Origin of the sequence: Streptomyces yerevanensis, from assembly GCF_000716805.1 — a bacterium.
In the GTDB taxonomy this organism is placed as follows: domain Bacteria; phylum Actinomycetota; class Actinomycetes; order Streptomycetales; family Streptomycetaceae; genus Streptomyces; species Streptomyces flaveus.
In genome coordinates this window covers 21,666-33,588 of sequence record NZ_JNWJ01000073.1, presented here as the reverse complement: position 1 = coordinate 33,588, position 11,923 = coordinate 21,666, and the positions used below count along the sequence as shown (strand labels likewise).

Annotated in this window: 13 protein-coding genes; 4 read left to right on the top strand and 9 right to left on the bottom strand. The window is 70.6% G+C overall.

Annotation, left to right across the window (positions count from 1 at the left end; all coding sequences use genetic code 11):
* Window positions 1-98: 98 nt before the first annotated feature.
* The 3 genes from OP79_RS42330 to OP79_RS42320 all read right to left on the bottom strand — a co-directional run bounded on the left by OP79_RS42330 (window position 99) and on the right by OP79_RS42320 (window position 2,200).
* Window positions 99-470, bottom strand: coding sequence for a DoxX family protein (locus tag OP79_RS42330; RefSeq protein ID WP_033328448.1), 372 nt, complete (start codon window positions 468-470; stop codon window positions 99-101).
* A 79-nt stretch (window positions 471-549) separates the two neighbouring features.
* Window positions 550-1,230, bottom strand: coding sequence for an SDR family NAD(P)-dependent oxidoreductase (locus OP79_RS42325; RefSeq protein ID WP_033328447.1), 681 nt, complete (start codon window positions 1,228-1,230; stop codon window positions 550-552).
* Between the two features lie 31 nt (window positions 1,231-1,261).
* Window positions 1,262-2,200: an NADP-dependent oxidoreductase gene (locus tag OP79_RS42320; RefSeq protein ID WP_033328446.1), complete on the bottom strand. Its 939-nt coding sequence runs from the start codon at window positions 2,198-2,200 to the stop codon at window positions 1,262-1,264.
* 100 nt (window positions 2,201-2,300) lie between these two features.
* Between OP79_RS42320 and OP79_RS42315 the strand changes: the two genes are divergently transcribed.
* The gene (locus OP79_RS42315) at window positions 2,301-2,993 is read left to right on the top strand and encodes a TetR/AcrR family transcriptional regulator (RefSeq protein WP_033328445.1); all 693 of its coding nucleotides are present in this window, start codon (window positions 2,301-2,303) and stop codon (window positions 2,991-2,993) included.
* A 121-nt stretch (window positions 2,994-3,114) separates the two neighbouring features.
* Here OP79_RS42315 and OP79_RS42310 read toward each other — a convergent pair whose 3' ends face one another.
* The 6 genes from OP79_RS42310 to OP79_RS42285 form a co-directional block, all read right to left on the bottom strand.
* Window positions 3,115-3,993 (bottom strand): SMP-30/gluconolactonase/LRE family protein, encoded by an 879-nt coding sequence (locus OP79_RS42310; protein WP_051745468.1) that lies wholly within the window; start codon window positions 3,991-3,993, stop codon window positions 3,115-3,117.
* 15 nt (window positions 3,994-4,008) lie between these two features.
* Window positions 4,009-4,929 (bottom strand): sugar kinase, encoded by a 921-nt coding sequence (locus OP79_RS42305; RefSeq protein WP_051745474.1) that lies wholly within the window; start codon window positions 4,927-4,929, stop codon window positions 4,009-4,011.
* Between the two features lie 41 nt (window positions 4,930-4,970).
* A complete protein-coding gene (locus tag OP79_RS42300; protein ID WP_033328443.1) occupies window positions 4,971-5,591 on the bottom strand; it encodes a bifunctional 4-hydroxy-2-oxoglutarate aldolase/2-dehydro-3-deoxy-phosphogluconate aldolase in 621 nt (206 codons plus the stop codon).
* Between the two features lie 47 nt (window positions 5,592-5,638).
* On the bottom strand, window positions 5,639-6,784 hold the full coding sequence (gene dgoD, locus OP79_RS42295) for a galactonate dehydratase (RefSeq protein WP_033328442.1): 1,146 nt from the start codon (window positions 6,782-6,784) through the stop codon (window positions 5,639-5,641).
* Window positions 6,781-7,536: a FadR/GntR family transcriptional regulator gene (locus tag OP79_RS42290; protein ID WP_033328441.1), complete on the bottom strand. Its 756-nt coding sequence runs from the start codon at window positions 7,534-7,536 to the stop codon at window positions 6,781-6,783. Before OP79_RS42290 ends, dgoD begins: the two co-directional genes overlap by 4 nt.
* 67 nt (window positions 7,537-7,603) lie before the next feature.
* A complete protein-coding gene (locus OP79_RS42285) occupies window positions 7,604-8,365 on the bottom strand; it encodes an SDR family NAD(P)-dependent oxidoreductase (protein WP_033328440.1) in 762 nt (253 codons plus the stop codon).
* Window positions 8,366-8,672: 307 nt separating this feature from the next.
* On the opposite strand from OP79_RS42285, the gene OP79_RS42280 reads away from it, so the two are divergent.
* The 3 genes from OP79_RS42280 to OP79_RS42270 are packed head-to-tail and all read left to right on the top strand — an operon-like array spanning window position 8,673 to window position 11,907.
* Window positions 8,673-10,022 (top strand): ABC transporter substrate-binding protein, encoded by a 1,350-nt coding sequence (locus tag OP79_RS42280; RefSeq protein WP_033328439.1) that lies wholly within the window; start codon window positions 8,673-8,675, stop codon window positions 10,020-10,022.
* A complete protein-coding gene (locus OP79_RS42275) occupies window positions 10,022-10,978 on the top strand; it encodes a carbohydrate ABC transporter permease (protein ID WP_033328438.1) in 957 nt (318 codons plus the stop codon). The genes OP79_RS42280 and OP79_RS42275 overlap by 1 nt, the downstream gene beginning before the upstream one ends.
* Before the next feature lie 2 nt (window positions 10,979-10,980).
* Window positions 10,981-11,907 carry a carbohydrate ABC transporter permease gene (locus OP79_RS42270; protein ID WP_425428679.1) on the top strand — a complete coding sequence of 309 codons (927 nt, stop codon included), beginning with the start codon at window positions 10,981-10,983 and terminating at the stop codon, window positions 11,905-11,907.
* Window positions 11,908-11,923 lie beyond the last annotated feature (16 nt).

The window sequence follows — 11,923 nt, the reverse complement described above, 5'->3', positions numbered from 1 at the left end:
CACAGGCAACGGCCCAGCCCGCCGAAGACCGTTCGCGGCAGGCCACTGACAGGCAGTCCTGGACGCAGGACTCACTATGGCTCAGTGAATAGGAACGGTCAGAAGCTGTACGGGCCGAAGCGACCCCAGGCCACCAGGGCGGCCAGGATCAGCAGGACGGCGTTGAAGGCGATCCCGGCGGGTTCCTTGCGGCGGGCGTGGGTGATCGCGGCCAGCACCATCACCACCACCAGGCCGGTCGCGGCCAGCGGGGTCAGCACGGGGGCGATGTCAGTCGCAGCGGGAAGGATCAGTCCGAGCGCGGCGGCGAACTCCACGATGCCGATGAAGCGGACGGTGCCCTGGGAGAAGTCGGCCGTCCAGGGCAGCCGGCCGACCAGCTTGTCCTTGGGCTGGGTGGATTTCATGACACCGGCCATGGCGAACATGACGGCGAGTACGGCCTGCACGATCCACAAGAAGACGTTCACGTACGGATTCCTTGGCAGAGGGGGACGGTACAGAGAGGGAGCGGATGCCCCCTCCCCAGGAGCGGGGTGAGCCGGCCGGTCAGGCGGTGAAGACGGCCTCGGAGCGGTCACGGTTTTCGTGCAGGTCCCAGTACAGGGGAGCGATCTCCTCGGACGTGGCCGTCGGGAAGCCCTCCGGGCCGCCCTCGCCGATCCACACGCCGATCGCCACGTGGGCGGCGTGCACACCGCTGCCGGCCAGCTCCTTGTTCAGGTTGATGACCCAGTTGCGCAGAGCTGCCGCGGGGGCGTTGACGTTGCCGAGCATGGGGATGGGATCCACCGAACCGCCGCCGGTGGTGAACAGCAGGGTGCCGGCGCCCGCCTCGCGCATCGCGGGCAGCACCGTGCGGGCGGCGGCGACGGCGCCGTAGAAGATGTACTCGATCTGCGGCTGCAGATTGTCCACCGTGACCTCCGAGGGGGCGGCCATGGTGAGGCCGGGCACCGGGGAGTGCGGGGCCGGGGAGTACTCCAGTACGTCGATGCCGCCGAAGCGGGCCTTCACGGCGTCCAGGGCGGCGGTCAGGGAGGGCCGTTCCAGGACGTCGGCGGTGAACGCCTCGGCGGTGATGCCTTCCTGGCCGAGCTGTCCGACCAGCGTCTGAAGCTTCTCCTTGGTGCGGGAGATCAGGGCGACGTCGAAGCCGCGGCTGCCGAAGGTGCGGGCGATGGCCAGGCCCATGCCGGGGCCGGCGCCGATGATGGCAATGGTGGGCACGATCAGGTCTCTTTCCGTGAAGCGACGGATGTCAGGAGCAGGAGACGGCGATCTTGCCCGGGGTGCCGGCGCCGAAGGCGGCGAACGCCTCGGGTGCCTGCTCCAGCGGGTAGGTGGCGGTGACCGGCACGCGCAGTGCGCCGGAGGCGACCTGCTCGGCCAGGGAGGTCAGGATCCTGGGATCGGGGTTGGCCATGATCGTGTGGACGGTGATGTCCTGCCCCTTGACGGCGTCCTGGGTCAAGCCGGTGGTCGAGGCGAGCTGACCGCCCGGCTGCAGCAGAGCGGCCAGCTGGGCACCGTCGCCCGCCAGGTGCAGCACCGCGTCCACCCCCTCCGGGGCGATCGCGCGGACCTGCCCCTCCAGGTCACCGGTGAAGTCGACCACGTGGACCTCCGCGCCGGTCAGGCCGGTGACGAAGTCGGTCTGCGCGCCGGGGCGGGCGGTCGCGATCACCTTCGCGCCACGGGCGACGGCGAGCTGCACCGCCAGCGAACCCACCCCGCCGGAGGCCCCGGAGATCAACAGCGTCTCGCCCTCGGCCAGGGCCACCGCGTCGAGGCTCATCAGGGCAGTGGCCCCGGCCACGCCCAGCGCGCCCGCGTCCCCCACCTTCAGGCCCGCGGGGATGCGGGCGACTCCGTGTCCGGCGGGCACGGTGACGTACTGGGCCAGCGATCCGGCGCCCAGGTACGGCTTCTGCACGACACCGAAGACCGCGTCGCCGACCGCGAAGCCTTCCACGCCCTTGCCGAGCGCCTCGACGGTGCCCGCGAAGTCCTGGCCGAGGACCAGCGGATACCGGTGCTCCATAAACGCTTGCGTGTAGCCGGCGGCGGTGGCGAGGTCGATGCCGTTCAGCGAGGCGGCGGCCACCTTGACCAGCAATTCCCCGGCCTCCGGGCGGGGAGTGTCCACCTCGGCCACGGCCGGGGCCGAGGGGACGGATTCGAGCGTGACAGCGCGCATGACAACATCCTCCGATTAAGTGGACCGGGCGGCCCATTTTCACTGTCGCCCACCGTACAACAGAAGCGGTCCGACCGTTCCACTTGGGTAGAGTGGGCGCATGACCTCCCCGCCTTCCGACCAGACGCCGGGTCAGCAGCCCGGCACGGGACTGCGCGCCGACGCCGAGCGCAACCGCTGCCGCATCCTGGCCGCCGCCCGCCGCCTCTACGCCGCTGAAGGACTCGGCGTCTCCATGGCCTCCGTCGCCCGCGAGGCAGGCGTCGGCAAAGCCACCCTCTCCCGCCGCTTCCCCGCCAAGGACGACCTGGTCGCCGCCGTCTTCGCCGAACGCATGGACGCTTACGCCGCCGCCGTCACCATCGCCCTGGACGACCCGGACCCCTGGCACGGCTTCACCGGCTACCTCCACGCCGTCTGCGCCATGCAGGCCGCCGACCGCGGCTTCGCCGACGTCCTGACCATGACCTTCCCCGCCGCCAAGGCGCTGGAGGCCCGTCGCGCCGAGGCGTACGACCGGCTGCTCGAACTCATCACCCGCGCCAAGGACACCGGGCACCTGCGCGACGACTTCACCCACCAGGACGTCGTCATCCTGCTCATGGCCAACGCCGGCGTCGTCACCGCCACCGGCGACGCCGCACCCGACACCTGGCGCCGCCTCGTCGGCCACATGCTCCGCTCCTACGCCGCACCCGGCGCAACGATCCCCCCGCTGCCCGAAGCCCCCAGGCCCGCCGCTCTCTACCGCGCCATGGTCCGCCTCTCACGAACCGACTCGAGCACCGCCTAGGTCGGCGGCCTCGGCCCCACGGTGGCGGTGGCCACCGCCACCGTCCTCGACGCCGCGCGGTCCAGTGAGAGCCGCCGATGGCGACTCCCCCACCGCGACTCCCGCGACGTCCTCGCACACATCAGTGCCGGACCCGCCAGGAGCAGGCCGCCGTTCCCCTGACTGGTACAGGAACGCTCAGCACCGCGCCGGAGGCCGCGGTCGGGTTCTTCACCCCGTGCCGGGCCGTGGTGATGAACAGGCGGTTGTCGCTGGGGTGCAGACACACCGACGTGGGGTGGGGGGCGGGCACGGTCAGTGTCTGGAGCAGGCGGCCGTCCGGGTGGTACCGGCGGACGGCTCCGGCGCCCCACATCGCGACCCAGAGACAGCCCTCGTCGTCGACGGCCATTCCGTCCGGGTTTCCTTCACCCTCCCGCAGTTGGGCGAAGGTTTCCGGGCCTGCTGAGAGGTCGCCCGAGAGCGGGTCGATCCGGCACCGGAGGATGGTTCCCGCGGCTGTGTCGGCGAGGTACATGGTCGTGCCGTCGGCGGTGAACGCCGGGCCGTTGGCGATGGTCAGCCCGTCGAGGACGCGTACGACCGTGCCATCAGGGTCCGTTCGGTAGAGGGAGCCCGCGCCGGGGGTGGCGTCGTAGGCCATGCTGCCGGCCCAGAAGCGGCCGGCGGGGTCGGCGACTCCGTCGTTCATGCGGCTGGGGAGCGGGGTGCGGTCCTCGGGGCGGTCCAGCCATTCCAGTGTGCCGTCGGCCGAGAGCAGCGCGATCCCCGTGCCCGCGGCGGCGATCCACGTGTCCGGCCGGTCGCTCACCGGCGCGACAGCCCCCAACGGCACAGCCAGTCCAGCGAGTTGGACCGGCCCGGTACCGTCGCGCAGTTCGAAGAGCCGGCCGCTGAGGATCTCGACGTACACATACCGGCCTTCGAACCAGCGGCCGCCCTCGGCGAGTTCGTACCCTCCGTCCACGACGACCGCCGCCGGCACTGCCGTTGATGTCATGTTCCGTCTCCTGGGTCAGCGGATGGTCGTGCCGTCGGGCTGGTCGAACAGGCCGAGTTCGTCCTGCGTCGGCAGGCCCTCCCAGTCGCCCCGGGTGGCGACGGCGAAAGCCGCGGTGGTGACGGCTCGGTGCAGACGGGCCGGGATGTCCGCGCCGCCCAGGAGTCCGGACAGGTATCCGGCCACGAAGGCGTCACCCGCACCGACCAGATCGACCGCGTCGACCTGTCGCGCCGCACAGTCGGTCGCCCCGTCGGCGGTGAAGGCCGTCGCACCGCGTGCGCCACGTTTGACGACCACCTCGTTGACGCCTGCGGACAAGACGCTGTGCACGGCCTTGGACTCGTCCGCGTCGGGCCGTTCCAGCACCAGCGGCAGCTCGTCCTCGGAGGCGATGAGCAGGTCGGTGTGGGCCAGCAGCGGTCGCAGGACCGTGCGGGCGCGGTCGGAAGTCCACAGCCGGGAGCGGTGGTTGATGTCGAGGCATACGGTGATGCCGGCCTCGCGAGCGGTCGTGGCCGCGGCCAGGGTGGCCTCGGCCGCCGACGGACCGAGCGCCGGGGTGATGCCGGTCAGATGCAGGATGCGGGTTCCGGGGGCCAGCGCGGGCAGTACGTCGGCCGGTGAGACGGCCGAACCCGCCGAACCGGCGCGGTAGTAACTGACCCGGGTCAGCGTGCCCAGGCGGGGTTCGGTCAGCAGCAGTCCCGTGGACCGGCCGGTGTCGTCGGTGACCGCGTAGGAGGTGTCGACGCCCTCGGCCCGCAGCGTGCGCAGTACCAGCGCGCCGAGTTCGTCCGCACCGACCCGGCCGGCCCAGCGCACCCGGTGCCCGAGCCGGGCGAGGCCGATCGCGACGTTGGACTCGGCTCCCGCCACGGACAGCCCGAGACTGCCGCCGAGCCGCAGCGCGCCGTGGGCCCGGAGCGCCGCCATCGTCTCGCCGAAGGTCACCACCTCGGGTGAAGCCGGTGCCGTCACGGTGTCTCCCCTGCGGCCACCTTGCGGAACTCGGCCGCGCGGACGCGGAGTTGGTCCAGGTCGCCACCGTCGGCCGCGTCCCCGACGAGGGGTGAGCCGACGCCGACGGCGAGGGCTCCACGGTCCAGGTAGTCGCGGGCGGCCTGTGCGTCCACTCCGCCGACGGGTACGAAGGGCACGTCGGGGAACGGGTCGCGCAGGGCCCGCAGATAGCCGGGTCCGCCGAGGGAGCCGGGGAAGAGTTTGATCGCGTCGGCGCCCCGTGCGAGAGCGAGTTCGATCTCGCTCGGTGTCAGGGCGCCCATCAGCACGGGTACGCCGTAGGGCTCCAGTCCATCGACCAGTGCGGGGGTGACGAGGTACGAGGCGCCGGCGTCCACGGCGCGGGCGGCGTCCGCGGCCGAGCGCACGGTTCCGGCGCCGAGGAGTGTGTCGGGGCCGAGTTCGGTGCGCGCCTGCCGGATGACGGTCAGGGCGTCGGCGGTGGTCAGCGAGACCTCGACGGCCGCGATGCCCTCCTCGGCAAGGGTGCGTACGGTGCGCAATGCCGCGGCGGGGTCCTTGCCGCGCACGATCGCCAACAGGCGGTGGGCTCGGAGCGATTCCACCAGGTTCATGGGAGCAAGCTCTCCTTGGGCGTGGGGTGCGAGGGCCTGACGGTGACTCACCATTCGGTGAACGCCCCGTCGGGGCCGCGCCATACGGGGTTGCGCCAGCGGTGTCCGGTCTCGGCGGCGTGGCGTACGGCCTTCTCGTCGATCTCGACGCCGAGACCCGGGCGGGAGGAGGCGACGGCGTATCCGTCCTGGAATCGGAAGGGTTCGGGGTCCATCACGTACTCCAGCAGGTCGGCCTGCTGGTTGTAGTGGATGCCCATGCTCTGTTCCTGGATGAGGAAGTTCGGTACGGAGAAGGCGATCTGCAGGCTGGCGGCCAGGGCGATCGGGCCGAGGGGGCAGTGGGGGGCCATGGCGACGTCGTACGTCTCGGCCATGGCCGCGATGCGGCGGACCTCGGAGATGCCGCCGGCGTGCGACAGGTCGGGCTGGGCGACGGCGATGCCACTGGCCAGTACTTCGCGGAAGTCCCAGCGGGAGTAGAGGCGTTCGCCGGTGGCGAGGGGAATGCTCGTGGACTCCACGAGGCTGCGCAGGTTGCCCGAGTGTTCCGGCGCGACGGGCTCCTCGACGAACAGCGGATGCAGCGGTTCCAGCAGAGGCAGCAGACGGCGTGACATGGCGGTGGAGGCCCGGCCGTGGAAGTCGACGGCGATGTCCCGCTCGTCACCGAGTACTTCGCGGACGGCCGCGACGCGTGCGACGACCTCGGCGGTGCGTGCCGGGGTGTCGATCGGAGCGAGTTCGGCCGAGGCGTTCATCTTCACCGCGGTGAAGCCCGCCTTCATCTGTTCCTCGGCCAGCTCCGCCACGTCGCTCGGCCGGTCCCCGCCGATCCAGGCGTACATTCGCACGCGGTCGCGTACCGGGCCGCCGAGGAGGCGGTGCACCGGGACGCCGTAGGTCTTGCCTGCGATGTCCCACAGTGCCTGGTCTATGCCGGCGACGGCGCTGGAGAGGATGGGCCCGCCACGGTAGAAGCCGCCCTTGGTGAGTACCTGCCAGTGGTCCTCGATACGCAGCGGGTCCCGGCCGACGAGGTAGTCGGCCAGCTCGTGGACCGCGGCGCGTACGGTCTCGGCGCGGCCCTCGACGACGGGCTCGCCCCAGCCGGTGACGCCCTCGTCGGTGGCGATGCGCAGGAACAGCCAGCGCGGGGCCACCAGGAATGTCTCAAGTCCGGTTATTTTCAAGGGGCTTCCTTCGGCAGCGTGTCGGTCGCGACTTCGTCCCCGTCTCTCTCGTCATCCCCCGCCCGTACGGCCGCCAGGTCGTCGGAGGCCTGCGCCAGGAGCGACTCGACGGCGGCCACGGCGGCGTCCGGATCACCCGCTTCGACCGCGTCCAGCAGTTCCTGGTGCACGGGTATGGAGTCGGAGAAGTGCCGGGCGCCGTGCACGATCCGGTCGCGAACGCGCAGACCGGCCTCGATGACGACCTCCATACGGCTCAGCAGTTCGTTGTGGGCGGCGTCCAGCAGGGCGCGGTGGAAGGCCAGATCCGCCTCGACCATCGCGTCGGCGTCCGTCCCCGCCGCCGCCATCGCCTCGAGCGCGTGGCGCATCGCGTCCAGGTCGGATGCGGTGCGGCGGGTCGCGGCCAGCCGGGCGCCGGCGGGCTCGACTATCGCGCGGACTTCCGCGAGGTCCTCCAGGAAGGCGTCGGTCGGAGCGCTGCTGCCCTGCCAGCGCAGCAGGTCGCTGTCGAGCAGGTTCCAGTCGGCGCGGGGCCGGATGGTCGTACCGCGCTTCTGCTTCGACTCGAGCAGGCCCTTGGACGCCAGCACCCGCATCGCCTCGCGCACCACGGTCTTGCTGACGCCGAGCTCCGTCTCGAACTTGATCGGGTCCACCACGGAGCCCGGGGGGTAGTCGCCGCGAATGATGCGTCGGCCCAGCTCCTCCACCGCCTGGCCGTGCAGCCCCCTACCGGGATGGGTCACCACGTTCTCCGTTTCCGCTCTGGTCCTGTTCGCGGAGGCCGCGCACGGCCCACCGCACGATGAGCGCCGCTCACGAGGACTCCTTCATGACGCTCCATCCTCCATCGACCACCAGGCTGGCTCCGGTCACATAGGAGGCGTCCGCCGATGCGAGGAAGGCTACGGCGGCGGCCACCTCCTCCGGCTGCCCGAACCGCTTCGCCGCCGTGGCCGCCACGCTGCGTGCCCGGTCGGGCTCCGGGATCCCCTCCCACGCGGCGGTGAGGATGGGACCGGGCAGCACCGTGTTGACCCGGATGTCCGGCCCGTACTCGACGGCCAACTGCCGCCCCAGCGCGCACAGCGCACCCTTCGCCGCGGCGTAGGCGGCATGGCCCGGCAGGCCGATGACCGCGTGCACCGAGGAGGTGAGGACGACGGACCCCGAGGCCTCGCGCAGCATGGCCGCGAACGTCTTCATCGCCCGCCAGGCCGGCTTGAGCAGCACAGCCATCTGGCCGTCCCATTCGGCCTCGCTCAGTTCGTGGGCGGGCTTGTTCAGCTGGGCGAAGGCGTTGCTGTGCAGCACGTCCAGCCGCCCGTGACGCTCGTGGACGTGGTGGGCCAGGTTCTCCCAGTCGGCGGCCGAAGTCACGTCGCAACGTACGTACTCCGCGCGCCCTCCGCTGCCCTCGATGCCTGCGGCGAGCGCCTTGCCCGCGGTGTCGTCCACGTCCGTGACCACGACGGTCGCGCCCTCGGCCGCGAGTCTGCGAGCCGTGGCCGCGCCGATTCCGTGTGCGGCGCCGGTGATCACCGCCACCCGCCCCGCCATCCTGTGGCACTCCGTCATCGCGTGTGTCTCCCCTCTGCTGACTGCACCCACCATAGCTGTTTCAATTAATTATGAATATATCTTGACGAGGTGGCGACGACGCTCCGAGACTGACCGGCACACAACAGGCAGCTGCGGTAGCGACCGACGCCCGGCGGCGCCTGCGCCCGGCCGACATCGCCTGCGACGTCGCACCCTCCGACCGCGACCTGTCCGGCCACCGCCGACCGCGTCACGCTGCCGACAGCCAGCAGCCGGAGTAGCCGTACTGATCGAGCCGTAGACAACTGATCGAACCGCACGCAAAAGGACACAAGGGACGTACATGAATACCTCACCACCCTCGCGGAGGTCTGTGCTCCGGTGGGGCGCGGGGGCGGCAGCGGCGCTCACCGGCGCCCCCGCCCTGACCGCCTGCGGTCAGACCGTCGGAGCCGCCCGCACGACCCGGCAGGCACCCACCCGCCCCGGCCAGAAGGTACGACTCGTCTTCTGGACGTGGGTGCCGATGCAGAAGACGGTCGACCTGTGGAACCGGACGCATCCCGACATCCACGTCGAGTTGCAGAACATCCCCGCCAACGTCCAGGGCGGCTACCAGAAGATGCACGCCTCGCTGACAGCCGGGAACCCCCCGGACCTGGCGCAGGTCGAGTACCACGAGCTTCCCGGCTTCATGCTGGTCAACGGCCTGACGGACCTGAGCGCGTACGGTGCCGACGAGCTGCGTGACAGCTATGTGCCGTGGCAGTGGAACCAGGGCGTCTTCGGTGGGCGGGTCCGTACGATCCCGCAGGCGTCGGGCCCGATGGGGCTCTTCTACCGCAAGGACCTCTTCGAGAAGTGGGGCATCGAAACGCCCGCCACCTGGGCCGAGTTCGAGCAGGCCGCCCGCGTGGTCAAGGCCCGCGGCGGCGGCGCCCGGCTGTGCACGTTCGCGCCCAACCAGCCGCCCTGGTTCGCCGCGATGTGCTGGCAGCGTGGCGCGCGGTGGATACGTACCCAGGGCGACACCTGGGTCGTCGCCATGGACGACGACTTCTCACGTGAAGTGGCCGACTACTGGGCGAAGATGGTCCGCGACGACCTCGTGTTCATCGGACCCGACATGTCCAGCGCCTGGTACCGACAGGTCCAGACCGGACAGATCGCCGCCTGGGTCGGGCCGCAGTGGGGCGATGCCCTGCTGCGCGGCAACGCACCGGGCACCAAGGGGAAGTGGCGGGTCGCTCCCCTGCCGCAGTGGACTCCGGGAGAGAACGCCTCCGCCAACTGGGGCGGATCATCCACCGCCGTCCTCCAGGGCAGTCGCCACCCGCGCGAGGCGCTGCAGTTCGCGCACTGGGTCAACACCGACCCCAAGGCCGTCGACCTCAACATCTCGGTCGGCTACGGCTGGCCCGCCGCCACCGGCATCTTCCGCGGCTCGGCACTCGACAAGCCCGACCCGTTCTTCGGCGGACAGCGGTACAACGACGTGTTCACCGCGTCCGACCGGGCCATCGACACCTCCTGGAAGTGGTCCCCCACCACGGACGCCGACTTCGCCCAGCTCGGGGACGCCTTCGGCGCCGCCATGGCCGGGGACGGCACGCTCGCCTCCTCGCTGGCCGACGCCCAGAAAAGCACCGTGGACAACCTGCTGGCCAAGGGCCTCAAGGCGAGGAGCGCGTGATGAGCACCGCGATCAGCCGGACGAAGAACCGGACGGAGAAGCCGACACCGGGCGGCCGGCGGTCCGCCCGCCCGGACCGGGCGGCCTGGGGATTCGTCCTCCCCTTCGTCGCCCTCTTCCTGTTCACCTTCGTCCTTCCGCTCGGCTACGCCGTCTACCAGAGCCTGCTCAAGCCGGTCCGCTCCGGTTCGCTGGGCCTGGGTCCGGCCACCGTCGGCTTCGCCGGTCTTGACAACTACTCCCTCGCCCTGCAGCAGTCGGCCTTCCTGGAGAGCTTCGCGCGGGTGCTGCTCTTCGGCGTCGTGCAGATCCCGGTGATGCTGCTGCTGTCCACCGCGCTGGCACTGGCACTCGACACGCTCTCCCACCGCTGGGCGGGCGTCCTGCGCGCCGCCTACTTCCTGCCGTACGGCGTCCCCGGTGTCATCGCCTCGATCCTGTGGGGCTTCCTGTACGTGCCGGGCGTGAGCCCGATCGTCGACCTGCTCGGCAGGATCGGCCTCGCGCCCGACTTCCTCGGCTACGACAACGTGCTGTGGTCCATCGCCAACATCGTGATCTGGGAGTTCGCCGGCTACAACATGCTGGTGATCGTCGCCCAGCTCAAGGCGATCCCTCAGGAGCTCTACGAGGCCGCGCGCATCGACGGGGCCAGTGCCTGGCAGACGGCGACCCGGATCAAACTCCCGCTGGCCCGGCCCGCCCTCGTACTCACCGGCGTCTTCTCCATCATCGGCACGCTGCAACTGTTCGCCGAGCCACTGGTCATCAAGCCGCTGACCTCGACGGTCACCAGTTCGTACACACCGAACCTGAGCGCCTACAACGAGGCGTTCGCCAACAACAACATCTACCTCGCCGCGGCCGAGTCGGTGATCCTCGCCCTCGTTGCGAGCGTGCTGTCCTTCGGCTTCCTCAGCCTGGTGAACCGCAGGAAAGGAAGGGATGCACGGTGAGCGTGTCCACACCCCCCGTCAAGAAGCCGACGGGCGCCTCCGCCCGGACTCCACGGACCGCCGGAGAACGCCGTGACGGCAGGCCGCGCCGTGGCATGAAGCCCTCGCGGATCCTGCTCGTCGCACTGCTGACCGTCGCGGCGCTCTACTTCCTGCTGCCCGTCTACTGGCTGCTGGTGGCCTCCACCAAGAGCAGTGCAGACCTCTTCGGCAGCTTCGGGCTGTGGTTCTCCGACCCGCAGTGGCTGCACAACCTGTCGCAGGTCTTCTCCTACGACGACGGCGTGTTCTGGAACTGGACCTGGAACAGCCTCCTGTACGCGGGTATCGGCGGCGCGCTGGCGACCCTGCTCGCGTGCGCCGCCGGGTACGCCCTCGCCGTGTACCGCTTCCGCGGGCGCGAGACGGTCTTCAAGGCCGTGCTCGCCGGTGTGCTGCTGCCCAGCACCGCACTCGCCCTCCCCTTGTACCTGCTGTTCAGCGAGGTGGGCCTGGCCAACACCTACTGGGCCGTGCTGATCCCCAGCATGGTCAGCCCGTTCGGGGTGTACCTGTGCCGCATCTACGCCGAGGCAGCGGTGCCCGTCGAGATGCTGGAGGCGGCCCGCGTCGACGGCGCCGGCGAGTGGCGGATCTTCGGCACCCTCGTGCTGCGCACGATGACGCCCGCGCTGGTGACCGTCTTCCTCTTCCAGTTCGTCGGCATCTGGAACAACTACTTCCTGCCGCTGGTCATGCTCTCCGACGACCGCAAGTACCCCATCACCCTGGGCCTGACGACCTGGCAGTCGGCGGCCGACCGCAACCCCGAGCTCTACCAGCTCACGATCGGCGGAGCGTTCCTCTCGATCCTCCCGCTGGCCGCCGCGATGCTCGTCCTGCAGCGCTTCTGGCGTTCCGGTCTGACGCAGGGCAGCGTCAAGGGTTGAGAGCTGAAAGAGGGGG

Bases quoted from the DNA above. Each gene is read 5' to 3' on its own strand.
- OP79_RS42275 (WP_033328438.1), top strand. From the start codon at position 10,022: ATGAGCACCGCGATCAGCCGGACGAAGAACCGGACGGAGAAGCCGACA.
- OP79_RS42300 (WP_033328443.1), bottom strand. From the start codon at position 5,591: ATGAACCTGGTGGAATCGCTCCGAGCCCACCGCCTGTTGGCGATCGTG.
- OP79_RS42305 (WP_051745474.1), bottom strand. From the start codon at position 4,929: ATGGCGGCGCTCCGGGCCCACGGCGCGCTGCGGCTCGGCGGCAGTCTC.
- OP79_RS42310 (WP_051745468.1), bottom strand. From the start codon at position 3,993: ATGACATCAACGGCAGTGCCGGCGGCGGTCGTCGTGGACGGAGGGTAC.
- OP79_RS42280 (WP_033328439.1), top strand. From the start codon at position 8,673: ATGAATACCTCACCACCCTCGCGGAGGTCTGTGCTCCGGTGGGGCGCG.
- OP79_RS42315 (WP_033328445.1), top strand. From the start codon at position 2,301: ATGACCTCCCCGCCTTCCGACCAGACGCCGGGTCAGCAGCCCGGCACG.
- OP79_RS42320 (WP_033328446.1), bottom strand. From the start codon at position 2,200: ATGCGCGCTGTCACGCTCGAATCCGTCCCCTCGGCCCCGGCCGTGGCC.
- OP79_RS42285 (WP_033328440.1), bottom strand. From the start codon at position 8,365: ATGACGGAGTGCCACAGGATGGCGGGGCGGGTGGCGGTGATCACCGGC.